This is a genomic window from Deinococcus sp. Leaf326 (genome assembly GCF_001424185.1).
Classification (GTDB): Bacteria; Deinococcota; Deinococci; order Deinococcales; family Deinococcaceae; genus Deinococcus.
The window spans coordinates 25,385-47,434 of the sequence record NZ_LMOM01000087.1; the positions used below are offsets into that span (position 1 = coordinate 25,385).

A 22,050-nucleotide genomic window follows, 5' to 3' on the forward strand; every position below is an offset into this window, starting at 1 on the left:
CCGAGTGTAGAGCGCGCGGGGGCAGGGGAGGTCAACCTGGAGGTGGACGTCCCCTGCCCCATGGCCAGTGTGGCGGCCCGCGCTCAGTCGAACAGGTCGCCCAGGCCGCCGCTGCTGCCGTGCGAACTGCCGCCCCCGACCATGCCCGCCTCAAATTCCTCGAAGGGCTGTACGACCACGAAGCCGTCGCCCTGGAAGACCATCTGGTAGGTCTCGCCGCCGCCGCGTCCGATCATGGAGCGCAGCGAGGAGTCCATGCGCAGCTGCGGCTGCAGGTTGCCGCTCCAGGCGATGGTGGCGTTGGGGTCGGTAAACAGCGGCTCGTTGGGGCTCACGCGCAGGGTCAGCGGCTTGCCGTGGCTCAGGATCGCCACCATGCCGTGGCCCTGCACCCGCACGCTGAACAGGCCGCCTGCCGCCATCCCCGCGATGCGGCGCTGCATGGTGATGTCGTACTGCACGCTGTCCTCGAAGGCCAACAGGTCGTTGCCGTTCACGTTCAGGCTCTCGCCGGCCAGGCGCAGGATCTGCACTTCCTTGCCCTGGTCGGCGAGGTACGCCACTCCCCGGCCCTCGATCTTGGCCAAGGGGCTCATCTCCTGGCTCACGGCGCGCTTGAGGGCCTTCATCAGGCCGCCCTCCAGGGTGCCCTCACGCTTGAAGCTGAGGTTGCCCTTGTAGGCGATCATGGCGCCGAGCTTGCTCCAGACGCGGCCGTTCACCTTGACCTCCAGCATCTTGCTGGATTCGAGCTCGAACACGTCGCCGGGATTGTCGCGCTCGGCCGTCTTGCTCAGGAAGTCGCGCAGACTGTAGGTGCCGTCGGAATTCGTCATGCCCTGCGTTACGCGCCCGCCCCGCGCCGGGTTCCCGCGCGCCCCGGCGTTACCCTGGGCAGCGATGATCTCCCCCCTGGATACCCTCAGCGCCATCCGCGAGCGCCGCACTGTGGACCTGCCACTCCTGAGCGCCGATCCCGTCGACGAACAGACCCTGAATACCCTGCTTGAAGCCGCCAACTGGGCGCCCAACCACGGCCGCACCGAGCCGTGGCGCTTCGCAGTCTTCACCGGCGAGGGTCGCCTGAAACTGGCCGATGCCCTCGCCGAGTCGCTGGCGCTGAGCCAGGGGAAGGAGGAGCCCGCCCCCGAGGCCCGCGAGACCCAGCGGGGGCGTCAGCGCATGGCCCCGGTGTGGATCGTGGTGGCCGCCCAGCCCGCCGAGAAGCCCAGGATGCCGCTGCACGAGGAGCAGTGGGCCGCTGCCTGCGCGGTGCAGAATCTGCTGCTCGCCGCGCGCGCCCTGGGCCTGGGCAGCAAGTGGATCAGCAACGTGCCCAGCATGCACCCCCACACGGCCCGCGCCCTGGGCTTTCCCGAGGACAGCACGCCGCTGGGAATGCTGTACCTGGGCCACATGGCGGGCGAGTGGCCAGTGGGCAAGCGCGGGCCGGCACAGGACAAGGTGCGCTGGTTCAGGGATTGACCACGGGGGTCAGGGAAGTTGCAGGGTCCTGCCACAATTCCCCTGACCCGAGAGGATCGAGAACCCGTGAGAACGGCGGTGTGCAGTGGCGCAAAGGGGGTGCAGTTCACCCTTCAGCGGAGTAGGACATCGCCGTAAAGTGTTCGTCTAACGCTGCGCCACCACCTCACCGATGCGCCGCAGCACTTCCTCGATGGTGTCCATGTCTGTCGCGTAGCTCAGGCGGATCTGGCCCGGCGCGGCGAAGTCGGTGCCGGGGACGGCGGCCACGCGCGCCTCGTCGAGGAGGATGCGGGCGGCTTCGAGCTCGTTGTCATGGATGCGGCGCGTGTCGGCCATGACATAGAAGGCCCCCTGCGGCGTGGGTGTGGGCAGCCCCAGGGCGTTCAGGCCCGCGACGATGCGATCGCGGCGCGCGTGGTAGGCCGTCCGGGCCATCTCGATGAAGCGCGCCGTCTCCCCGTGCTGTTCCAGCGCGGCCAGGGCGGCGTACTGCCCGATGCTGCTCGCGTTGCTGGTGCTCTGGGACTGCAAGGCGTTCATGGCCGTGATCACGCCCTGCGGCCCACCCGCGTAGCCGATGCGCCAGCCGGTCATGGCGTAGGCCTTGCTCGCTCCGTTGATGGTCAGGGTGTGCTCGGGCGCGAAGGTGCCGATGCTGACCTGCTCGGCGCCGTACACCAGATGCTCGTACATCTCGTCGGTGACGATCAGGAGGTTGTATTTCTGGGCGATGCGCGCGACCTCGGCCAGCACCTCGGGCGGAAAGACGGCGCCGGTCGGGTTGCCGGGGCTGTTCAGCACGATCAGGCGGGTGCGCGAGGTGACGCGCGCCTCCAGTTCAGCCGGGTCGAGCGCGAAGCCGCTTTCCGGCGTGGTCGGCACCGGGACCGGCACCGCGCCGGTCAGGGCGACCATCTCGGGGTAGCTGACCCAGTAGGGCGCGGGGATGAGAACCTCGTCGCCGGGGTCGAGCAGCGCGAAAAAGGCGTTGAAGAGGGCCTGCTTGCCTCCGCTGGTCACCGTGACGGCCGAGGGCGCGTACTCCAGCCCGTTCTCCCGCCGGAACTTGGCGCTGATGGCCTCGCGCAGTTCGGGAATGCCGCTCACGGCCGTGTACTTCGTCTTGCCGCCCTCGATGGCGCGGATGGCGGCGGCCTTGACGTGCGGCGGCGTGTCGAAATCCGGCTCGCCCACGCTCATCGAGATCACGTCCACGCCCTGACGCTGCAACTCCAGCGCGCGCGACGTGACCGCCACCGTCGAGGAGGGCTTGAGGCTCAGGGCCCGCTGGGAAAGCCGGGGCGCCGCTTCGGACTGGGGACTCATGGCGCGTAGGCTAGCGCCGGGGCGGCCCGGACGGAGGGCGGAGGTGTAGAGGGGGCGGGAGAAGGCAGCCCGCCCCTCCCGGCTCAGAAGCGGTAGGTCAGGCCGAAGCGTGCGCCAGGCGAGAAGATCCCCACATCGCTGTCCAGGAAATACCGGCCCTTGAATTCTCCGAAGTAGCCCCAGCGTCCATCCGTACTGAAGGTGCCGCGCAGGCCGGCAGTGCCTCCCACCCAGGAGACTAGGCCCAGCAAGGTTCCTGCGCCGGGTCCACCATACACGTTGACGCCCCGCGAACGCGTGCTGAGCAGCAGGTCGGCCCCGATGAGGGGGGCGGCCGCCACGGGCAGATCGGGCAGCGGAACGAGCACGAGGTCGAGGGCGCCGCGCACCGATACGGTCAGGGCCGGAGTCTGGAACACAGGCACGCTGAGCCCCGCAGTGAGGCCCGACAGGATATAGAGTTCCGAGGAGAGGCCGCCCCACAGCGTCACGCCGTCGGGCGCAGGAGCCGGGGCAGCGCTGGCCAGGACTGCGGCAGGAGTCGGCAGTGCCTGCACGGGGGACAGGACCGGGACGGTCGGCTGTGCAGGCGGCTGCGGGGTCTGGGTCTGGGTCTGGGGCGGCTGTACGAAGACTGGCGTGCCTTCCTGCGCGGCTGCCGTTGCAGTGAGCGAGAGAGCGAGCAGGACTGAAAGTGACTTCACGAAGTTCATCTGATGCTCACTGTAGCGGGCGAGGCGGCCCGGTGAGGCGCAGATCTACGGCTCCAGCGGGATGACAGCCAGGATGCCGGTCTCGGCCGGGCCGTCGATGGTCAGCACTTCCAGGCGGCAGGGCAGATCGTCGCGCCCGCACTCGCGTGTGAGGTAGCTCAGGGCGGCGCGGTGCATCAGCGCAAGCTTGCGCGGGGTCACGCTCTGGGCCGCGCCGCCGTAGCGGGCCGTGTGCCGCTGCCGGACCTCGGTGAAGACCAGGGTGCCGTCCAGCTCACGGCTCACGAGGTCAATCTCGCCGCCCGGAATGCGGTAGTTGCGCGCCACGATCTCGCGCCCCAGCGCGGCCAGATGTGTGGCCGCACGGGTCTCGGCGTCGGCGCCTTTCACCTTAGAGGCGCCGCGCAGCCCGGACTCAGACCAGCCAATCGGCCCAGCCGGTGAAGTCGGGGGCGGTCAGGGTAGCCCCGGCGGCCAGCAGCGCCGCCTCGGGGGCGGTGGTCCGCAGGGCGACGACGGTGCAGCCCGCGCCCGCCGCACTCTTGACGCCGTTGACCGCGTCCTCGTGGGCGAGGCACTGCGCCGGGTCCAGACCCAGGCGCGCCGCCCCCAGCAGGAAGGGTTCGGGGTGGGGCTTGCCTCGCGACACGTCCTCGCCCAGCACACGGGTCTGAAAACGGTGCCCGAAGCCCAGTGCCTCCATCCCGAACTCGACGTTCACGTGGTCGGCACTCGTGACCAGGGCGTAGGGAATGCCGCGCGCCTCCAGGGCTTCCAGGTACGTGCTCAGGCCCTGGACCTCCCGCAACGCGCCGCGCGCGAGGTCGCGGTAACGGCCCTCCTTGGCGTCGTGGAAGCGCTGCGCCAACTCGGCGTCCGGCACGCGGCCGGTCAGGCGCTCGATGATCTCGGGGTTGCGCCCGCCGTCCACCTTCGTGTCGAGGTCGTGCTCGCTGAGGCGCAGGTCCAGAATCTCGGCGGCGACCTCGACCCAGGCCTGACGGTGAAAGACGTTGTTGTCGGTCAGCACGCCGTCCATGTCGAACAGCACGCCGGCCGGGCGCGCGGGCAGTCTCACTCGGCGTCCTCTTCCGGGCCGTGGCCCAGGTCGGCCAAGAGGTCGCGGTACAGGCGGGCGGCCTCACGGCGCACGTCGTCTAGGTCGGCGTCCTCGTCGGCAACTTCCAGGGCCACTTCCAGCGCCTCGGCCAGCACGGCGGCGTAGATCGGCCAGCGGCCCGCCGGGGCGGTGTCCTTGGGAGCACCCTGCGCCTGCTGGTCCTCCGCGTCCGGCCCTTCCTGCTCACCTTCATCGCGGCCGCTCAGGATGAGCAGGGCGGCTTCGGCGGCGGCGCGCTCGGCGTCCTTCTTGCTGCGGCCCTCGCCCTGGCCCAGTATCTCGCCGCCCACGGTGACCTGCGCGCGGAAGGTGCGGTCGTGGGGCGGCCCCTCGGCCTCGGCCCCGAAGGTCGGGGTGCCCAGGCCCAGCGTCTGCGTGCGCGCGATCAGGTCGCCCTTTGGGTTCATGGCCTCAGCGTAGCGCGGCCCGGCCCGGCGCAGGGTGCGCGTGGGCCGGGCCGCGTCTTGTGCGGGCCAGGATCAACCGGACTGAGGGACCAGTTCCACCTTGATCCAGCCGGGCTGCCGCTTGTCGAAGGCTTCGAAGGCCGCGATGGCGTCTCCGAGGTGCTCGTGCTCGGTGAGCACTTTCGCCGGGTCTACGACGCCCGCCGCCACGAGGTCCACCAGCCGGGGAATGTAGACGCGGTGGTCGCAGTTGCCCATGCGCAGCGTCAGGTTCTTGTTCATGGCCTTGCCGATGGGGTAGGTCGTCATCTCGGGCGAGTACACGCCGATGATGCCGATCTGGCCCGCTTTCTTGACCATCTCGATGGACCATTCCAGCGCCTGCGAGGGCGCGTCGCCGGGCACCCACTGGCCGTCCCCGGTGGGGGCGGCGTCGGGGGCGACTTCCTGTACCTGCTGCTCGAAAGTCTTGGCTTCCTCGGCGCTGGGTTTGGCCGGGCCGTGGTCGGCGTGCTGCGCGTCGATGCCCACCGCGTCGATTACGTTGTCAGCCCCCACGCCGCCCGTCAGGCGTTTTACTGCTTCCACCGGGTCTTCCTCGTCGAAATTGACGACCTCGGCGCCGTTCTTGCGGGCCATCTCCAGGCGGTCGGGCAGGCGGTCTACGGCAATCACGCGGGTTGCGCCCAGGAGCCGCGCACTGATGATGGCAAACTGCCCCACCGGCCCGCAGCCCAGTACCACCACGACACTGCCCTCCTTGACCCCCGCGATGTCGGCCCCGAAATAGGCAGTGGGGAAGATGTCCGAGAGCAAAATCGCCTGGTCGTCGCTCACGTTGTCGGGCAGTTTGACGAGGCTGGAGTTGGCGTAGGGCGTGCGCACCTTCTCGGCCTGCATCCCGTCAATGGCTCCCGCCGCTTTGGGGCCGCCATAGAAGGCCGTGCCCGCGGAGGGGCCGCCCGGGTTGGCGTTGTCGCACTGCGAGGTGTGGCCCGCGCGGCAGGGGGGGCAAGAGCCGCACGAGATGGTCGAGGGAATGACTACCCGGTCGCCCGGCGCAAAGTTGCGCACGTCCTTGCCCACCTGCTCGACGATGCCCACGCCCTCATGCCCCAGCACGGTGCCGGCAACCATCCCGCTCATGGTGCCTCGGATGAAGTGCAGGTCAGTGCCGCAGATCGCGCTGGCAGTCAGGCGCACGACGGCGTCGGTGGGGTCCTCGACGCGGGGTTCGGGAATGTCGTCCAGGCGAATGTCGCCGATACCGTGCCATACGACTGCTTTCATGTCTCCAGGTCTATCGCCCCTGGGGGCGCCGGGCGTGAGCCTGCGGCCAAGGCGGCCTTGGCTGAACAGGGATTCAGCCTTGAGTCTAGGGAGACGCAAATGAGCGGCCTGTCTTTGCCCTACCCTTCTACACTCGCTTTATGCGCGTGCTGATCCTGGGCCTCCTCCTTCTGTCGCCGGTAGCTTCTGCGGGGGGCGGCGCCCTTCAGTCGCCCCCCGCTGCCGGGCAGGTCTGGACGCTGAACGCGACCCGCAGGGATGGTCTGAGCGTCAGCCTACAACTGAAACTCGGCCGCCTCCTGCCCGGAGATTCGCCAGATCAGGTCTACGCTGCCGAAGGACTGATCGGGGGCGGCGCCATGCTCTTTTCTCCCAGAGAAAGAGGCATAGATGCCACGATCATGGAACTCAATTCAATACGCTGTTTCGCCCAGTTCACCCCAGGTGCGAAGGTGGCCCACGGCGTTCTGCTTTACGGCTCGACGGAGTGGAACAGCGAGCGGCTGAACAACGCCCAGAAGGGGAGCGACTTCTCCCGCGAGGCCCTGTTGCGGGGTCTCCGGCCGCTGAGCGACGGGACCTGCACACTGGAGCGTCTGCGCTGAATGGTCCGTCCTTGAGTCTCCTCAGCGCCGCCCGCGCTTCCTGGCCTTCTGGCCTGGCACGGTGGCCTGCTTGAACTCCTTCCCCTGCAACTTGGCTTCGATGGCGCGGATCTGGTCTCGCAGCGAGGCGGCCTTCTCGAAGTCGAGGTCTTCACTGGCCTGCCACATGTCGAGTTCTAGATCGGTGAGCTGACGCGTCAGGCTGTCCACGTCGTTGCCCACGTTCTCGCTGCTGATCTCGGCGGCCACCTCCTCGCCCCGGATCACGTCGCGCACGCCCTTGCGAATGCTCTGGGGCGTGATGCCGTGTTCCAGGTTGTAGGCTTCCTGCTTCTCGCGGCGCCGGGCCGTTTCCTCCATCGCCGAGTGCATCGCGGGCGTGACCGTGTCGCCGTACAGGATGACCTCGCCGTTGACGTTGCGCGCCGCGCGCCCGATGGTCTGCACGAGCGCCCGCTCGCTGCGCAGGAAGCCCGGCTTGTCGGCGTCCAGAATGGCGACCAGTGACACTTCGGGCAGGTCCAGGCCCTCACGCAGCAGGTTGATGCCCACGAGCACGTCGTAGTGCCCGAGCCGCAGGTCGCGGATGATGACCTGACGCTCCACCGTGTCGATGTCCGAGTGCATGTACCGCGCCTTGACCCCTTTTTCCAGCAGGTATTCGGTGAGGTCCTCGCTCATGCGCTTGGTCAGGGTCGTGACCAGGGTCCGCTCGCCCGCCGCTGCCTTCACGCGCACGCGCCCCAGCAGGTCCTCAATCTGGCCCTGGATGGGCCGCACCGTCACGGGCGGGTCGATGAGGCCCGTCGGGCGGATGATCTGGTCGGCCACCGAATCGCTCACCTCGCGCTCGAAGGCGCCGGGCGTGGCCGAGACGAACACCGTCTGGCCCGTCTTGTCCGTAAATTCCTGGAAGTTCAGGGGGCGGTTGTCCATCGCCGAGGGCAGCCGGAAGCCGAAGTCCACCAGGGTCTGCTTGCGCGCCCGGTCGCCGTTCGCCATCCCGCCGATCTGCGGCACCGTCACGTGCGACTCGTCGATGAACGTCACGAAGTCGTCGGGAAAGTAGTCGAGCATGGTGTACGGCGTGGCGCCGACCACGCGGCCGTCGATGTGCCGCGAGTAGTTCTCGATCCCCGAGCAGTACCCCAGCACCTTGAGCATCTCCAGATCGTAGAGGGTCCGCTCCTTGATGCGCTGCGCCTCGACGAGCTTGCCCACCGAGTGGAAGTATTCGAGGCGTTCGTCGAGTTCCTGCTGAATGCCCACGATGGCCCGCTCGATGTTGCCCGCGCTGCTCACGTAGTGCTTGGCGGGGTAGACCACCGTCGCGTCGAGGTCGGCCAGGCGCTCGCCCGTCAGCGGGTGCACCACGCTGATGCGCTCGACGTCGTCGCCCCACAGCTCGATACGCAGGGGCTGCTCGTCGTAGGCGGGCCACACCTCGACCATCTCGCCCTTGGCCCGGAAGCGTCCCGGCATCAGCTCGATGTCGTTGCGCTCGTACTGCATGTTCACCAGCCGCCCCAGCAGTTCGTCGCGGGGCATCACGCCGCCCTTCTTGATGACGGCGTTCAGTGCCGTGTACTCCTTCGGGTCGCCCAGGCCGTAGATGCAGCTCACCGACGCCACCACGATGGTGTCCCGGCGTGTCAGCAGGCTGCGGGTCGTCGAGTGCCGCAGCCGCTCGATCTCCTGGTTCACCGCCGCGTCCTTCTCGATGAACAGGTCCTTGCCCGGTACATAGGCCTCGGGCTGGTAATAGTCGTAGTAGCTGACGAAGAACTCGACGGCCGCGTCGGGAAAGAACTCGCGGAACTCAGAGGCGAGCTGCGCCGTGAGGATCTTGTTCGGGGCCATGATCAGGGCGGGGCGGCCAGTCTCCTCGATGACCTTCGCCATCGAGTAGGTCTTGCCGGTGCCGGTCGCCCCCAGCAGTGTCTGGAAGCGCAGGCCCGAGTCCAGACCGTCCACGAGCGAGCGGATCGCGGTCGGCTGGTCGCCCGACGGCGTGAATTCGGACTTGACGCTTAACATCCTGACAGTTTACGCCCCGGGCGTAAGGGGGAAGGTAAGCGAAATGGCGAGGTGGGGAAGCGCGATCCTTAACCCGCGACGGCCCGCCACACGTCGCCCACGAAGGCCAGCATGAACAGCAGCGTCATCAGTGACAGCGCGGCGTCCAGGAGCGACATCCGCATGGGCACGCCCGGTCCGAAACGGGCCCAGTGGACGGCGCGCGCCAGCAGTAGCGCGGGCAGGGCCGCCACCACGGCCAGAATGCCCAGGCCGGCGCCGGTCTCGGCCGTCGGCGATTCGCTGCCCGTCAGGGCTGCCCACAGGCCTGTCAGGAAGGTCAGCACGCCGCCCAGGGTGAGCAGGCCCGCGAGCAGGGGCCACAGCGCCCGGCCCACGGTCCAGGGCCGGGGCGCCGGGTGCGCGGCCGTGGGGGCCTCGGGGTCGGCGCCGAACAGGCCGCCGCGGCCGGTGAAGGCGGCGGGCAGGGTCACGCTCAGCAGCGCCGCTCCCACAAGCAGCCAGAACGGGCCGTACAGGGCGGTACCGTTCGTGAACGTCCGGGGCCACAGTCGCCCGAGAACTGCAAGCAGTGCCAGTCCCAGACTGCCCGCCCACAGCAGGCCGTAGCGCCATGCCAGACGGCGGCGCTCGGCCGGCAGGAAGGCGGCCCGGTACGCCTCCCGGTAATGCCAGACGCGCCAGGTTCGCCAGACCAGGTACACGGGCATGGCGAGCACCAGAAACGCCACGTGGTACAGCGCGACGTGCAGCGGCCGCAGCCACCAGTGCCGCGCGAACCCGGCCCGCCAGACCTCGTAGCCAAACTGCGCGCGCAGGGTGGAGCGGGCGTAACTGTTGTCGGGCTGGGCGCGCAGGCGTTCCAGCAGGGCGCTCAGGACGCCGGGGCCGCCCCGGAGTTCCCGGCCCATCAGGGCGATGTTGTGCGCCAGGGTGCTCTCCGGATCGCGGGCCAGGGCCCGCGCGACCTCGCGGTCATGGCGTGCCCAGTCACCGTTTACCGCACTCAGGAGGGCGTGCAGCGCCGGCGCGTCGGCCCACTCGGGTTCCAGACACTCCAGGGTATCGGCCGCCTGCCGCCCCCCCGCGATCAGGGAACGGCGGCGCAGCCAGACGGTCCTCTCGGCCCGGATGGCCGATATGGTCCCGGCCTCGAACAGGGCCAGGGAGTCTTCCGGGTCCAGGCGCAGGGCGTCCAGGGCGCTCAGGTGGGCGCCGTAGAGGTCGCCGCTGCGCCGCTGCGCCTGGGCCAGCAGTGCCAGAGGTGTGGACCATCCGGGGGCCAGGGCGGCCGCCTGCCGGGCCAGTTCGCCGGCCTGCGCGCTGTCGTCCAGAGCCAGGGCGCAGCGGCTCGCCGCCGTCAGCACCGCGAGATCGTGCGGATCGTGGGCGAGGTAGGCGCGGGCCAGCCGCAGGGCCTCGGCGGGCCGCCCCAGGTCGTTCAGGGCGCCCATCTGCCGCAGCAGCCGGGCGCGGTCGTCCTCGCCGGTCGGCTGCGCCGTCCAGGGACCGGGGTCCGCCCAGTCCCCGCTCATGCCGGGCCCCCGCCGGGGGCGGGACCGCAGGCGCGCTCAGGCCGCGTCACAGCAGCCGCTTCCCGCGCAGCAGCTCGGCCAGCTCGTCGTAGGTTCCCCCCTCGTTGGCGTGGAGGACGTGGTTACGTGCCTGCATCAGCCACTCGCGGGTCGAGGGGCGGGTGTCCCGGAGCGCCGCCCTGAACTCGGCCATACCGACTGGCTGGACCGTGCCGCGTTTCATGGCCTGGGCCAGCGCCCGCTCGGCCGCGTCGTCGCACAGGTGGCGGATGTCCGCGCCGCTGTAGTCGGCGGTCTGGCGGGCCAGCCACGCGCTGTCCAGGTCCCTGGTTGGGCGGCCCCGCATGAACTCGCCGAACATGGCCTCGCGCGCCGCGAGGTCGGGCGGTGGCACGAGCAGCGTGGCCCCCAGACGGCCGGGCCGCTTGAGGGCACTGTCCACGTCCCAGGGAGCATTGGTGGCGGCCATGACGAAGACGCCCTCGCGGCCTCCCAGCCCGTCGAGTTCACGCAGCAGGGTCTGCGTGACCGAGTGCGAGCTGTGCCGCGTGAGCTGCCGCCCCCGCCCTAGGGCGTCCACCTCGTCGAAAAACACCACGCAGGGCGCGCGCCGCCGCGCCGAGGCGAACAGGGCGCGCACGTTGCGCTCGGCGTTGCCCAGCCACATGTCCAGCACGTCGGCCACCGTGACCTCCAGAAAGGCCGCGCCCAGCTCGCCCGCCACCGCGCGGGCCAGAAACGTCTTGCCGCAGCCGGGCGGGCCGTAGAGCAGCAGGCCCCCACCGGCGCGTTTGCCATACGCCTGGGCCAGTTCAGGCTGCCGCAGCGGCCCCAGCAGCGAGCGTTCCAACCGCTCTTTCAGGTCTGTCATGCCCACCACGTCGCGCAGCGTGACCCCGCCCCCCAGCGCCTGCCAGCGCGTGTCGAAGGGCGTCAGGTGCGGCCGGTCGGCCTCGTCGTGGGGCGGGGGGAAATCCATGCCGTGCCGCTCGCCGGCCCAATATTCGGGCGCGGGCCGGCCGCCGGCAGGAGGGCTGCCTGCCGCCGCCGGCGCCTGCTGCTCGGGGGGGCGCTGCTCACTGAGGTACAGGGCGTTGAGCACCGTCTGGTAGGCCGTGGCCGCCGCCGCGTCGCCCGCGAGGTCGGCGGCCCGGACGGCCAGCGCCAGCACGCGCTGCTGCGTGGGATCGGCGGCCAATCCGGCGCGCAGCAGCGCCAGCGCCTCGGGCCCCCGGCCGGCGTCGAGCAGCAGCCGCGCGAGGTGTTCGCGCAGTCCGGCGTCGTCTGGGCTGGCGTCCAGCGCCGCACGCAACGCCCCGATGACCGAGTCTGTCATGGGGGTACTGTAATGCGGCCGGGCGCACCGGGCGTGCCCGTTCTGCGGCCCAGGGGCGGCGGCGCTATGCTCGGGGCGTGAATGTCGTGGTGTTCGACCTGGAGACGACCGGCCTCTCGCCCGAGCGCGACGCGGTGGTCGAGATCGGCGCGGTGCGGGTCGTGGACGGCCGGATCGCCGAGGAAGAGAAGTACGAGACGCTGGTGCGCCCCACCGGCGCGGGGGGCGAGCGGCTGCTCATTCCCTGGCGCGCGCAGCAGGTCCACGGCATCAGCAACGAGATGGTCGAGCGCGCTCCCACGCTGGCCGAGGTACTGCCCGAGTTCCTCAATTTCGTGGGCGACTCGGCGGTGGTGGCGCACAACATCGGCTTTGATGCGGGGTTCATGCGTGTGGGCGCCGCCCGCCACGGCCTGCTGTGGAAACCGGCCGCCGAGCTGTGCACTGTGCAGCTCTCGCGCCGCGCCTTTCCGCGCGAACGTGCCCACAACCTGACCGTGCTGGCCGAGCGTCTGGGCCTGGAATTCGCGCCGGGAGGCCGCCACCGCAGTTTTGGAGACGTGCAGGTGACGGCGCAGGCCTATCTGCGCCTCGTGGAGATGCTCGGTCAGGAGCAGGCGGCCGGCGGACAGACCCCCGCCGCGCGGCGGGGGCCGGCCAGACGGGGCTAGGCGCTCTTTTTCCAGCGGCCCTTGCTGCGGTAACCGGGGCGGTTGCCGGGCGCGGCCGTACGCACCCGGACCCGTTCGTCGTCGTAGCGCAGCATCACGGCCAGCCGGGCGCGGCTGATGATGTGGTGTGGGTGCTTGGGCACGAAGGCCGTCACGATGTCCACGTGGCCGCCCACATAGTGCTGCGCGACCACGTGGAGCGGCAGCCGCACCCCGCAGGCCTCGAAATAGCCGCACACGAGCCAGCGCCGGTCTTCGGGATAGACGGCGCGCACCCGGCCCGAGAGCAGCACGGTCATGATGTCGTGCTCCAGGAAGCCCTCGGCGCGGGCGTGCTGCGTGGCGTGGTCGCAGATGTGGTAGCGGGCGTCGTACACGGCGTCGCGCAGCCGCGCGTGGGCCCGCGACAGGCTGAAATCGTCGGTGGCGACGCCGTCGAGCTCGACCTCGCGCTGCGGCTTGAGGGGTGTGGGGCGCGCCGCGCTGGGGGCGGGCGGCGGGGTGGGCGCGCGCCGGGCCGCCTTCTCGGCGCGGGACAGCTGAGCCCGGAGGGTCAACAGGTCGTGGCCGGTCTGCACCGCCGCGCTCAAGGCGGACGGAGCGGCCTTCTGGGACTGCGCCTGTCGGGGCGCAGCGGGGTTGCCTGGCTTGCTGGACGATCTGGTCACGGCGACACCTCCCGAAGAAGTTCCTGCCCCACGGCCTCGTTTCCTGGTCGGGCGCCGCACGCCACCTTCCCAAAAAAGAAAAGGCCCCTTCAAACACGCGTTTCGTGTTGACGGGGAGGCAGGCGACGTACCCTATTCAGGGCATATGCGGAGCATAGCACAGCGCCGCCCCCGCGCGCGGTGACGCTCCGGGCAGACAGTGACGCCGGGCAGCTTCTAGGCTGGGCTCACCGAACCCTTCTTCCTTTTTCGCAGGTCGCCCCTCCGACTTCTCCCGTTGCTACAGGAGGTCCAGGATGATTCGCCCGATGCAGGCCCATGACGCTCCCGACGTGCTGGCGCTCCTGAACTGGATGGACGACGCCCCCGAGCGTGAAGTGTTCGCGCCCGATGCCCGCGCGCTGAACGAATTTCAGCTCGAATGCGAGGACAGCCTGTGCTTCGTGCAGGAGGGCGAGGACGGCGTGCTGGCCTACTGCGCGCTCTCGCCCTTCCGGGGCGGCCTCGTTCTCGAAGGCCCGCTGGCCGATCCGGGCGGCGCACTGGCCCTCGGGGCACTCACGGCCCGCGCGGTGCAGAGCGCCGACGGCCTGCCGGTCTATGCCTTCTGCGCCCGCGACAACGTTCCGGTGCGCGCCGCGCTGGAGGCCGCCGGCCTGACGCCGATGCACACCACCGACTTCTACGGAGCGCCGGTCTCGGGGCTGGCCCGCGCGGCGCGCACGCCGGAGGGTCACCTGCTGGGGACCGAGTTGCCCTTCGAGGTGTACCGCTGGCTGTACCGGGCGTCCGAGGACACCTGGGCCGGCCGCCTGGACTGGACTCCCGAGCAGTACGACGCCCACTGCGCGCGGCCGGACGTGCGCCTGCTGGTGCTGTGGCGCGGCGAGCAGGCGGTCGCCTTCGCCGAGATGGAACTGTGCCCCGAAGAAGGCCGCGCCGACCTGACGCACATCGCCGTGCATCCCGCCGAGCGTGGTCAGGGGCTGGGCCGCGCCCTGCTGCACCTCAGCGCCGCCGAGCTGACCCTCTTTCCCGAGGTCCGCACCCTGCGCGCCCGCGCCCACGACCACATGCGCGCGGCCCGCGCCCTGTACGCCCGCGCGGGCATGACCCACTGCCGCAGCATCGTCACCTATCTGCTGGAGGGCGAGGAGGAGGCCTGAAATCGTCTGGCGTGGCCAGAGTCGGAACATGCTGTCGGACTTGGCCGTCTTCTCGGGAAGTGCCCACCTCACGTCCCGGTAGTCGGTCGATTTGCCATCCTCCTCCCCGAAGGGGTTCGTCACGGCCTTCACGCCCAGGACGTCTCCCCGTGACCTGGCACGCGGGCGTGAACCCGGTAGCGTGGCGGCGCAGCCCGGGCTCCCATGAGCCCAGCGAGGAGCGACTGCAGAGGCTTGAAACAGCAAAAAGACATGCCGGGGAAGTGCCCGACATGTCCGGCCCGCCTGAGAGGTGCGGGTCGGCCCTGCTCCGCTCTTACTCGTAGCCCAGTTCGCGCAGGGCTTCCTCGTCCTCGCGCCAGCCGGGAATCACGATGACTTCCAGGCCCAGGTAGACCTTGCGGTTGAGGAAGACCTCGAGCTGCTTGCGGGCCGCCTGCCCGATCTCGCGCAGCTGCTTGCCGCCCGCGCCGATCACCATGCCCTTGTGGGCGTTCTTCTCGACCACGATCTCGCCCTCGATGCGCTGGAGGCCGTCCTGGCGCTCGGTCCAGGTGTTCACGCGGGTGGCGACGGCGTAGGGCAGCTCGTCCCGCAGCTTCTTCATGGCTTCCTCGCGGATGATCTCGGCCGCCCACATCTCGCGCGACTGGTCCGAAGCGCCGCCCTGCGGGTAGAAGAAGGGGTTCTCGGGCAGCAGTTCCAGAATCTGCTCGCGCAGCGCCGCCACACTGCCGGTGCTGTTCTGCGCCGAGAGGCTCATTTCGCTCAGGTCGGCCGTGCGGCCTTCGAGCAGCGCCGCGTACAGCTTCATGGCCTCGTCGGGGTATTTGGCGGCGTCGGTCTTGTTGCCCACCAGAAACAGGGGCTTGGGCAGGTCGCGCACCTGGTGGGCCACCAGACGGTCCTCGTCGGTGGGCGGGTGGCGCAGGTCCACGACCCACACGACCGCGTCCACATCGGCCAGGGCGCTGTGGACCTCGTTGTTCATGTACTTGCCCAGGGCGTCTTTGGGCTTGTGCACGCCCGGCGTGTCTACGAACACGAGCTGCCGGTCTTCGGTGGTGTAGATACCGCGTACGCCCCGCCGGGTGGTCTGGGGGCGGGGGCTGGTCGGGGCGACCTTGGTGCCCAGAAAGGCGTTGAGCAGGGTGGATTTGCCGACGTTCGGCTTGCCGACGATGGCCACGAACCCCGAATGGGTCTGGGTTTCGCCGGGCGTGGGAAAGAGGTCCGTCATCCCTGTATTGTCTCACGGCCCGCCGCACCCGACCGTGCCCTGGCCGGCGCGCATGAAGGGAATGGACCGCGCGGACCCCCGCCTCGCCGCGTTACAACAGGGCATGCCTACTCCTCAGCCCGATTCTGCCCCCGGCCTCTCGTGGCGTGACCTGGAGACGCGTGTGGGCCTTGACGCCCTGCCCGACTTCCACCGCGCTTTTCTGGAATGGTCGGGCGTGGAAGACGTAGCCGCGATGCCCCTGCGCCGGGTTGGGCAGCGCGTCGAGGCCGAGCTCAACCGCATGGTCAGGGACGGGCGCGCGGCGCGGGAGGACGACGACTGGCGCCTCATTCCCGGCGCGCTGGAGGGGTTCGAGGCGGCTGCCCCCTATCTCTCCGGGGTGCCGCGCAGTCTGCCGGTGTGAAACCGGGCGGCGTGGGGCCGACACATCTGCTCATCCGGTCTTCATGTCTGAAGTAGGGTGGACCCATGAAAGCTGCCGTATCTGCCCTGACCCTCCTCGCCCTTGGCCTGAGCGCCTGTGCCCCCACCCAGACGGGCAGCCAGAGCTACAGCCCCGTGGTTCACAGCGATACCGACGACGCGACGGTGGTCGCGCCGGGGCAGACCGTGTACGCCCAGTACACCTACCCCGGCAGGGCGCTGGGAGTTTCGGACACGCGCTACAAGGAACTGAAGATCAATTTCGGGAGCTCGGTGTACAGCGACCAGGTCAGTGTCGTTGGTCCCGAAGCTGAGGCGGCTTGGCTGCGCATGAGCGCCAGCGGGCTGCCGGCGGGGGTGCAGGTCTCGCTGGTTCGCGCGACCATCGCCAGACCAGTCGACCGGACCACCCATTCGGGTGACTATGTCCAGATCAGCTACCAGAACGTAATGCGCGTGCTGCTCAAGGTGACGGCGAGTGCCCAGGCGAAGCGCGGCCTGGAAGTGGCTGACCTGACCTTCTCGGACGGGACCTCCACGGGAACTGTGCCCCTCGCCGTCGAAATTCGCTGACGCCCTACAAAATCCGCTGGCCCAGCAGGCTGGCAGCCATGCCCACCATGATCTCGGCAGTCTGGTTGCGGGTGTCGAGCACTGGGTTGACCTCCACGATGTCCAGGCCGGTCACGCGGCCCGACTCCGAGAGCAGCTCCATCAGGAGGTGACCCTCGCGGTAGGTCAGCCCGCCGGGAACGGGCGTGCCCACGCCGGGGCACACGGCGGGGTCCAGGGCGTCTGCGTCGAAGGAGACGTGCAGGCGCTCGGTGTGGGCCAGCCGCTCCATCGTCTCCTCGTGGATGCGGGTGATGCCGAGCTGGTCCACGTCCTTCATGGTGTAGGCCTTGATCCCGGCTTCCCGCAGCAGCTCGCGCTCGTGGACGTCCACGCTGCGGATACCGATCATGACCACGTCCTCGGGGTGCACGCGCCAGCCGCCTCCCAGTGCGGCGAGGCGCGCGTCACCCAGACCGGTCAGGTGAGCAACCGGCATCCCGTGGACATTGCCGCTGGGGCTGCTGCCCGGCGTGTTGTAGTCGGTGTGGGCGTCCACCCAGATCAGCCCCGTACGTGCGCCCTGGCCGGTGCCCCCACGCAGCGCGCCGCCGGTCACGGTGCCCATGCTGACGCTGTGGTCGCCCCCCAGCGTGACCGGAAAGGTGCTGGCCGGCAGCGCGGCGAGGCGGTCCACGGTGGCGCGGCAGGCCGCCAGGATGGGGTCCAGAAAGGCCAGCCCGCTGTGGGCGTGCTTGTCCAGCGTCTCGGGCAGGGCCACGTCCACGTCGCCCAGGTCGCTGACCACGTGTCCGAGGTCGCGCAGCCGCGCGGCGAGGTGCGCGTTTCTCAGCGCAGAGGGTCCCATGTCCACGCCGCGTCGTCCGGCCCCCAGGTCCATCGGAATGCCCAGAATAGAGATGTCCATGTATAGGAGCTTAGGGCCTGGGACGGCGTATGCCTCAGCTCTGCAACATTATTTCGCCCGGCTGGCTCCTGGCGCGGCCGGCGGGCTATGCGGCTGAATATTCATGCTGAAGGTCCGGGGCCGGGGTCGGCGGCCACAGCCCGGCGGGCCAGCAGCGGCACGGTCAGGCCCTGGCCCAGCAGGCTGAACAGCACAACCACGTAGGTCAGGAACAGCAGGCGGTCGCGCAGTTCGCCGGCCGGCAGGCTGAAGGCCAGGGCAAGCGCCACGCCGCCGCGCAGGCCGGCCCAGGTCATCAGGCGGCGGGTATAGGGCGCGAAGGGTTGCAGGTTCAGGCGCCGGGCGCTCAGCACCTGGCGTTTGTGCGGTCCTGCCCGCTGCGCCTGGGTCTGGTACAGGGTCAGGGGAAGCCACACCCCGAGGCCGCGCGCCGCGACACTGAGCACGGCCACGATCACGCCGACCCCCAGCAGCTCGGGCCGCAGGTTAACCACGAGTGCCTCCAGGGCCAGCAGCACGAACAGCACGGCGTTGAGCACCTGATCGAGCACCTCCCAGAAGCTGCGGATGCGCGCCGTGTCCCGCGCCTCCTGCAACGACAGGCGCCCGGCCTCCTTGCGCCGCGCCCGGCCGATCCGGAGGAGCAGGATCAGGGTGACGCCGCCCGCCGCCACCGTCACCGGGGCCGACACGCCCAGCAGTTCGCCCAGCGCGTAGCCGCCCGTGACGAGCGCCAGCGAGAGCAGCACGGCGGTCGCCTGATCGCGTGCCAGCCGGGTGAGCTGCGCCGTGAGGACGCCCAGCAGCGCCCCCAGGACGATGCCGCCGAGCATCTCGCGCGCCAGCAGGGCGCCGATGCGGCCCACGTCCAGCGGGCCGTCTGTGCCCGCCGCCCCGCCGACCGCCGCTGCCGAGAGCACCGTGAACGCCGCCACCCCCACGCCGTCATTGAACAGGCTCTCGCCGGCGACCAGGGCGCGCAGCCGCTCGGGCACTCCGGCGCGCTCGAGCAGCGGCATGACCGCCACCGGGTCGGTCGGCGCGACGATGGCCCCGAACAGCAGGGCCTGCGCCAGCGTCAGCGGCTGCCCCAGCCAGCCGGTCACGAGGTACAACCCGCCGCCCAGGGTCAGCATGGTGACCAGGGTAGTCACGACCGCCAGCCCGGCGATAATGCCCCGCTCGCGCAGCAGCGCCCCAACGTCCGTCTGCACGGCGCTGGCGAACAGCAGGAAACTGAGCAGGCCCTCCATGACCAGGCGGTCAAAGGGCACGGCCAGCAGCAGCCCGCGTACCCCGGCTGCCTGCGCCACGCCCAGGGCCCCAAGCGCCGCCACGACCGCCGCCAGCATCAGCCCGCCCAGCAGCACCCCGATGGTCGGCGGCAGCCGCAGAAAGCGGGCATTGAGCGCGCTGAGCAGCGCCGTCAGCGTGAACAGCAGGGCGACCAGGGCAGGCAGACTCATCGGGGACGCGGGCTCATCGTGGAGGCAGTGTACCGGGCACCAGGGGTGCTGCCCGTGCCTCAATGCCGCGTAAAGTCGTTCGTGGGCCGGCGCGGGTTAAGCTCCGGGTCAGCAGCGGCCAGACACCGGGCGCCCGGCTTCCCGGCGATCCCTCTCCTACCAGCGCCCCTTCAAGCGTTTCCGGTCCGGCTCCGGCCGGCGTTCTGGCCGTTCCTGTCTCTGTCATGACCCAGCCTGTTTCCGATCAGCCCCCCTCGCCCGCCCTCACGGGGTCCACGTCACTGGACCGCGTGCCCACGCGCCGGGTGCTCGTGGTGGCCGACCACACGCACCCTTTCGTGTACCGCGAGGGCTTTCCGCAGGGGTTGCCGGCGGTGGACCTCGTGCTGGCGGCGGGCGACCTGTCCGGGTCCTACCTGGAATTTCTGGCGAGCAAGCTGCCGGTGCCGGTCGTGTATGTTCACGGCAACCACGAGAACGAGTACGTGACCGAGGACGACAAGCGGGTCCCTCCCCGCGGCGTCGTGGCGGCGCATGGCCGCGTGGTCGAGGCCGCCGGACTGCGCGTCGCCGGGTGGGGCGGCGTGCCGCGTTACCGCGTGGGCGGCAAGGGCCAGTACAGCGACCGCGAGGCCCGCTGGGGGCTGGGGCGACTTGCCTGGAAGGCGCGCCGGGGGGTGGACATCCTCCTCACGCACGCGCCGCCCGAGGGACCGCACGCCGGCAGCGACTACGCCCACCGGGGCTGCGCCGAGCTCAACCGGTTCATGCTGCGCCGCCGGCCCCGGCTCGTCGTCCACGGTCACATCCATGAGTACGAGGGCAAGAAATTCGACTACACCGACGAAGCCAGTGGCGCCCGGGTCGTGAACGCCTACGGGTATCACGTCCTGGACGTGCCGGTCGGGGGAGGGGAGGCCGGCGGCTGAACCGCTGTGGCCGCCTCTCCCGTTGCCGGGTGGTTCAGCGCGTCAGGGCCTCTTCGAGCGCCTCGGCAAAGGCGTCCTCGTCGTCGAGCCAGGGATAGTGGCCGGTGTCGAGCACCGTCACGTCGCCGCCCGCGAGGTCGGCCACCCAGCCCACCTGCTCCGGGTAGCTCGTGCGGTCGTGCGCGCCCGCGATCACGAAAACCGGGCGGCGGATCTCCTGCAGGAAAGGCGGGTACTCGAATTCCCAGAGGCCCTGGTTGACGAGGGCCTGTTGCACCTCCCCGCCGCCAATGAGCTGGCCCTCGGTATCGGCGAATTCCAGGTGCATCCGGCTCTGGGGATCGCGGAACTGCAGCGCATTGAGCAGGTCGCGAGCATTGAGGCGCGAAAACGCCGCCTCGATCCGCGCGGCGCCCACCGGAGCGTGTTCGCCGTCCGCCGACGCGGAGCGCACGTCGTCGGCCGGGTCCTCGACTTCCGTACCGCTCAGGGCCGAGGCTTCTTCGAGCAGGGTCAGAGCAAGCCCAGGGAAGTGCACCCAGGGGTTGACGACGATGACCCGCGCCGCCCGCAGCGGGTAGCGCCGGGCGTACTCCAGTGCGATCAGTGCCCCGAAGCCGTGGCCCAGCGGCACGATGCGGTCGAGCTCCAGAAATTCACGCACGGCCTCCAGGTCACCGACCAGGGTATCGAGGTCCAGGGTGTCTCCGCCCTGGTCGGTGTCCTCCAGGGGACCGCTGCGCCCCGCCCCGCGCTGGTCGAGGTACACGACCCGGCGCTCCGGCATCGCCTCGGCCAGCCGGTCACCGAACAGCGAGCGGAAGGAGTAGCTGTTGTAGCCCGGTCCCCCGTGCAGAAAGACGAGCGCCGGGTCAGGGCTCTCGGGGGGGCCCACCACCTCGAAGTAGAGATCGGCGCCGTTCAGGCGCTCTTCGAAGAAGGTGTCGTCCTCGTGGGCAGGGTCGGTCGGGGCAGCGTCGGGGTCGAAACCGGTCATGTCCGGCATTCTAGGGAGGTCACCCTGAAAATGAAGAGGTCTGCGTGCCTTTCTGGACGCCTACTGCCCGTCCTGGACTGTTCCGTGCCGGGGCCGCGTTTTTCTGGCGCCGCAGACCGGCCGTAGCGCGCGGCCTCCCGGCTTCCCAGCAGGGACCGGCTCCGGCTCGCCCCTGTACTATGCTGCCCCGCATGACTTCTTCCCGCCAGGGCATCGCCTTCACGCTCGACGGCGTGGATGAGCTGACTTTCGCCCGCATCCTGCGCGACGTGATGACGGACACCGCTTTCGCCAGGCCCCTTCAGGTGCAGGCGCAGGAACCGCGTCCCGGCCACAGCGCCCGCCTCACGCTGGCCTTCCTGCCCGGGGACCGCGCCGCCGCCGTGCAGGCCATGCAGCGCCTCAAGACCGTGCTGCTGCGCTACGGCGTGCAGATCGACAGCGTGCATGTTCCCGGCGAGGCATAGGGGGAACGGGTGGGGGAGAGGGCGGCGCGGGGCCGGGATAGAGTACCGGGCATGACCCCCCACCTCGTGATCGTGCCCGGCCTGGGCGGCAGCGGCCCCGGCCACTGGCAGCGCCTCTGGCAGGAGCAGTACGGCGCGTCCTGGGTCGAGCAGGACGACCCCGACGCCCCCACTCCCCAGGCCTGGGCCGATCGCCTGCAGGAGGTTATCGGAGCGACCCCCGGCGAACTCGTGCTTGTCGGGCATTCCTGCGGCGTGCTGACGATCGTGCACTGGGCCAGCCTGTACGGCGGCCACGAACGGGTGCGCGGCGCGCTGCTCGTGTCGCCCACCGACCCCGAGCAGGCCGACATGAGCCAGCTCGCCCCGGCGGTGTGCGCGATGGCCCCGCTCCCCCTCTCGCCGCTGCCCTTTCCGGCCCTGGTGGTCGCCAGCGAGAACGACCCCTACGTGAGTGCCGAGCGCGCCGAGGCCTTCGCCGCTGCCTGGGAGGCCGAGTACGTCTCGGCCGGCGAGGTCGGGCACATCAACATCGCCAGTGGACACGGCCCCTGGCCCGACGGCGAGATTCTGCTGTCCGAGGCCCTGCACGCCTGGACGCCGCCGGACATCGTGCGCTTCTGACCCGGAGGCGCAGCAAAAGGGCCGCCCCCGAGAGAAGGTGGGCGGCCCTGTTCAGTGAA

At 70.2% G+C, this 22,050-nt stretch carries 24 protein-coding genes; 9 read left to right on the forward strand and 15 right to left on the reverse strand.

Translation table 11 applies throughout. From position 1 onward, the window contains the following. Positions 1-83: 83 nt before the first annotated feature. A complete protein-coding gene (locus ASF71_RS20740; RefSeq protein WP_056303683.1) occupies positions 84-836 on the reverse strand; it encodes an AIM24 family protein in 753 nt (250 codons plus the stop codon). A 64-nt stretch (positions 837-900) separates the two neighbouring features. Here ASF71_RS20740 and ASF71_RS20745 point away from each other — a divergent pair, with 64 nt between their 5' ends. Continuing rightward, the gene (locus ASF71_RS20745; protein ID WP_056303685.1) at positions 901-1,485 is read left to right on the forward strand and encodes a nitroreductase; all 585 of its coding nucleotides are present in this window, start codon (positions 901-903) and stop codon (positions 1,483-1,485) included. Positions 1,486-1,632: 147 nt separating this feature from the next. Here the strand turns inward: ASF71_RS20745 and ASF71_RS20750 are convergent, their stop codons facing one another. From ASF71_RS20750 to ASF71_RS20775, 6 genes are all read right to left on the reverse strand, one after another. Further along, positions 1,633-2,814 carry a pyridoxal phosphate-dependent aminotransferase gene (locus tag ASF71_RS20750; RefSeq protein WP_056303687.1) on the reverse strand — a complete coding sequence of 394 codons (1,182 nt, stop codon included), beginning with the start codon at positions 2,812-2,814 and terminating at the stop codon, positions 1,633-1,635. Positions 2,815-2,897: 83 nt separating this feature from the next. Continuing rightward, positions 2,898-3,527, reverse strand: coding sequence for a hypothetical protein (locus tag ASF71_RS20755; protein ID WP_056303689.1), 630 nt, complete (start codon positions 3,525-3,527; stop codon positions 2,898-2,900). A gap of 45 nt (positions 3,528-3,572) precedes the next feature. Next, entirely contained in the window at positions 3,573-3,917 is a 345-nt protein-coding gene (locus ASF71_RS20760) for a YraN family protein (protein WP_056303690.1), read from the reverse strand. Between the two features lie 25 nt (positions 3,918-3,942). Then, a complete protein-coding gene (locus ASF71_RS20765) occupies positions 3,943-4,605 on the reverse strand; it encodes an HAD family hydrolase (RefSeq protein ID WP_369815034.1) in 663 nt (220 codons plus the stop codon). After that, positions 4,602-5,054 carry a putative dsRNA-binding protein gene (locus ASF71_RS20770; RefSeq protein WP_056303692.1) on the reverse strand — a complete coding sequence of 151 codons (453 nt, stop codon included), beginning with the start codon at positions 5,052-5,054 and terminating at the stop codon, positions 4,602-4,604. The genes ASF71_RS20765 and ASF71_RS20770 overlap by 4 nt, the downstream gene beginning before the upstream one ends. Positions 5,055-5,126: 72 nt before the next feature. After that, entirely contained in the window at positions 5,127-6,344 is a 1,218-nt protein-coding gene (locus tag ASF71_RS20775) for a zinc-dependent alcohol dehydrogenase (protein ID WP_056303694.1), read from the reverse strand. A gap of 140 nt (positions 6,345-6,484) precedes the next feature. On the opposite strand from ASF71_RS20775, the gene ASF71_RS20780 reads away from it, so the two are divergent. Continuing rightward, entirely contained in the window at positions 6,485-6,949 is a 465-nt protein-coding gene (locus tag ASF71_RS20780; protein WP_056303696.1) for a hypothetical protein, read from the forward strand. 21 nt (positions 6,950-6,970) lie between these two features. On the opposite strand, the gene uvrB is transcribed toward ASF71_RS20780, so the two are convergent. The 3 genes from uvrB to ASF71_RS20795 all read right to left on the reverse strand — a co-directional run bounded on the left by uvrB (position 6,971) and on the right by ASF71_RS20795 (position 11,857). Then, the gene (gene uvrB / locus ASF71_RS20785; RefSeq protein WP_056303698.1) at positions 6,971-8,986 is read right to left on the reverse strand and encodes an excinuclease ABC subunit UvrB; all 2,016 of its coding nucleotides are present in this window, start codon (positions 8,984-8,986) and stop codon (positions 6,971-6,973) included. A gap of 68 nt (positions 8,987-9,054) precedes the next feature. Continuing rightward, the gene (locus tag ASF71_RS20790) at positions 9,055-10,521 is read right to left on the reverse strand and encodes a hypothetical protein (RefSeq protein WP_056303700.1); all 1,467 of its coding nucleotides are present in this window, start codon (positions 10,519-10,521) and stop codon (positions 9,055-9,057) included. Positions 10,522-10,567: 46 nt separating this feature from the next. Further along, a complete protein-coding gene (locus ASF71_RS20795; protein WP_056303702.1) occupies positions 10,568-11,857 on the reverse strand; it encodes a 26S protease regulatory subunit in 1,290 nt (429 codons plus the stop codon). Between the two features lie 77 nt (positions 11,858-11,934). Here ASF71_RS20795 and ASF71_RS20800 point away from each other — a divergent pair, with 77 nt between their 5' ends. Next, entirely contained in the window at positions 11,935-12,528 is a 594-nt protein-coding gene (locus ASF71_RS20800; protein ID WP_056303703.1) for a PolC-type DNA polymerase III, read from the forward strand. On the opposite strand, the gene ASF71_RS20805 is transcribed toward ASF71_RS20800, so the two are convergent. After that, complete coding sequence (locus tag ASF71_RS20805) at positions 12,525-13,106, reverse strand: DUF4258 domain-containing protein (protein ID WP_056303705.1); 582 nt, start codon at positions 13,104-13,106, stop codon at positions 12,525-12,527. The two genes, ASF71_RS20800 and ASF71_RS20805, sit on opposite strands and share 4 nt — an antisense overlap. Positions 13,107-13,492: 386 nt before the next feature. Here ASF71_RS20805 and ASF71_RS20810 point away from each other — a divergent pair, with 386 nt between their 5' ends. Next, positions 13,493-14,362 (forward strand): GNAT family N-acetyltransferase, encoded by an 870-nt coding sequence (locus tag ASF71_RS20810; protein WP_056303707.1) that lies wholly within the window; start codon positions 13,493-13,495, stop codon positions 14,360-14,362. Positions 14,363-14,678: 316 nt separating this feature from the next. On the opposite strand, the gene era is transcribed toward ASF71_RS20810, so the two are convergent. After that, positions 14,679-15,602 (reverse strand): GTPase Era, encoded by a 924-nt coding sequence (gene era, locus ASF71_RS20815; RefSeq protein WP_056303708.1) that lies wholly within the window; start codon positions 15,600-15,602, stop codon positions 14,679-14,681. Between the two features lie 103 nt (positions 15,603-15,705). On the opposite strand from era, the gene ASF71_RS20820 reads away from it, so the two are divergent. Continuing rightward, entirely contained in the window at positions 15,706-16,008 is a 303-nt protein-coding gene (locus tag ASF71_RS20820; RefSeq protein WP_056303887.1) for a hypothetical protein, read from the forward strand. 65 nt (positions 16,009-16,073) lie between these two features. Continuing rightward, positions 16,074-16,601 (forward strand): hypothetical protein, encoded by a 528-nt coding sequence (locus ASF71_RS20825; RefSeq protein ID WP_056303710.1) that lies wholly within the window; start codon positions 16,074-16,076, stop codon positions 16,599-16,601. Positions 16,602-16,605: 4 nt separating this feature from the next. Here ASF71_RS20825 and rocF read toward each other — a convergent pair whose 3' ends face one another. Then, positions 16,606-17,508, reverse strand: a complete 903-nt coding sequence (rocF, locus tag ASF71_RS20830; RefSeq protein WP_056303712.1) for an arginase — start codon at positions 17,506-17,508, stop codon at positions 16,606-16,608. A gap of 101 nt (positions 17,509-17,609) precedes the next feature. Continuing rightward, positions 17,610-18,974, reverse strand: coding sequence for a sodium:proton antiporter (locus ASF71_RS20835; protein ID WP_082506275.1), 1,365 nt, complete (start codon positions 18,972-18,974; stop codon positions 17,610-17,612). Positions 18,975-19,198: 224 nt separating this feature from the next. On the opposite strand from ASF71_RS20835, the gene ASF71_RS20840 reads away from it, so the two are divergent. Beyond that, positions 19,199-19,903 carry a metallophosphoesterase gene (locus tag ASF71_RS20840; RefSeq protein WP_369815035.1) on the forward strand — a complete coding sequence of 235 codons (705 nt, stop codon included), beginning with the start codon at positions 19,199-19,201 and terminating at the stop codon, positions 19,901-19,903. Between the two features lie 34 nt (positions 19,904-19,937). Here ASF71_RS20840 and ASF71_RS20845 read toward each other — a convergent pair whose 3' ends face one another. Continuing rightward, positions 19,938-20,900, reverse strand: coding sequence for an alpha/beta fold hydrolase (locus ASF71_RS20845; protein WP_056303717.1), 963 nt, complete (start codon positions 20,898-20,900; stop codon positions 19,938-19,940). A 191-nt stretch (positions 20,901-21,091) separates the two neighbouring features. On the opposite strand from ASF71_RS20845, the gene ASF71_RS20850 reads away from it, so the two are divergent. Further along, a complete protein-coding gene (locus ASF71_RS20850; protein WP_056303891.1) occupies positions 21,092-21,367 on the forward strand; it encodes a hypothetical protein in 276 nt (91 codons plus the stop codon). A gap of 51 nt (positions 21,368-21,418) precedes the next feature. Further along, complete coding sequence (locus tag ASF71_RS20855) at positions 21,419-21,991, forward strand: alpha/beta hydrolase (protein WP_056303719.1); 573 nt, start codon at positions 21,419-21,421, stop codon at positions 21,989-21,991. The last annotated feature ends 59 nt before the right edge of the window (positions 21,992-22,050 follow it).

Coding starts and splice junctions, on each gene's coding strand:
- ASF71_RS20750 (WP_056303687.1), bottom strand. CDS start 2,814: ATGAGTCCCCAGTCCGAAGCGGCGCCCCGGCTTTCCCAGCGGGCCCTG.
- ASF71_RS20790 (WP_056303700.1), bottom strand. CDS start 10,521: ATGAGCGGGGACTGGGCGGACCCCGGTCCCTGGACGGCGCAGCCGACC.
- ASF71_RS20840 (WP_369815035.1), top strand. CDS start 19,199: ATGACCCAGCCTGTTTCCGATCAGCCCCCCTCGCCCGCCCTCACGGGG.
- ASF71_RS20755 (WP_056303689.1), bottom strand. CDS start 3,527: ATGAACTTCGTGAAGTCACTTTCAGTCCTGCTCGCTCTCTCGCTCACT.
- ASF71_RS20845 (WP_056303717.1), bottom strand. CDS start 20,900: ATGACCGGTTTCGACCCCGACGCTGCCCCGACCGACCCTGCCCACGAG.
- ASF71_RS20745 (WP_056303685.1), top strand. CDS start 901: ATGATCTCCCCCCTGGATACCCTCAGCGCCATCCGCGAGCGCCGCACT.
- uvrB (WP_056303698.1), bottom strand. CDS start 8,986: ATGTTAAGCGTCAAGTCCGAATTCACGCCGTCGGGCGACCAGCCGACC.
- ASF71_RS20795 (WP_056303702.1), bottom strand. CDS start 11,857: ATGACAGACTCGGTCATCGGGGCGTTGCGTGCGGCGCTGGACGCCAGC.
- rocF (WP_056303712.1), bottom strand. CDS start 17,508: ATGGACATCTCTATTCTGGGCATTCCGATGGACCTGGGGGCCGGACGA.
- ASF71_RS20820 (WP_056303887.1), top strand. CDS start 15,706: ATGCCTACTCCTCAGCCCGATTCTGCCCCCGGCCTCTCGTGGCGTGAC.
- ASF71_RS20855 (WP_056303719.1), top strand. CDS start 21,419: ATGACCCCCCACCTCGTGATCGTGCCCGGCCTGGGCGGCAGCGGCCCC.
- ASF71_RS20740 (WP_056303683.1), bottom strand. CDS start 836: ATGACGAATTCCGACGGCACCTACAGTCTGCGCGACTTCCTGAGCAAG.
- ASF71_RS20825 (WP_056303710.1), top strand. CDS start 16,074: ATGAAAGCTGCCGTATCTGCCCTGACCCTCCTCGCCCTTGGCCTGAGC.
- ASF71_RS20850 (WP_056303891.1), top strand. CDS start 21,092: ATGACTTCTTCCCGCCAGGGCATCGCCTTCACGCTCGACGGCGTGGAT.
- ASF71_RS20770 (WP_056303692.1), bottom strand. CDS start 5,054: ATGAACCCAAAGGGCGACCTGATCGCGCGCACGCAGACGCTGGGCCTG.
- ASF71_RS20835 (WP_082506275.1), bottom strand. CDS start 18,974: ATGAGTCTGCCTGCCCTGGTCGCCCTGCTGTTCACGCTGACGGCGCTG.
- ASF71_RS20810 (WP_056303707.1), top strand. CDS start 13,493: ATGATTCGCCCGATGCAGGCCCATGACGCTCCCGACGTGCTGGCGCTC.
- ASF71_RS20780 (WP_056303696.1), top strand. CDS start 6,485: ATGCGCGTGCTGATCCTGGGCCTCCTCCTTCTGTCGCCGGTAGCTTCT.
- ASF71_RS20775 (WP_056303694.1), bottom strand. CDS start 6,344: ATGAAAGCAGTCGTATGGCACGGTATCGGCGACATTCGCCTGGACGAC.
- era (WP_056303708.1), bottom strand. CDS start 15,602: ATGACGGACCTCTTTCCCACGCCCGGCGAAACCCAGACCCATTCGGGG.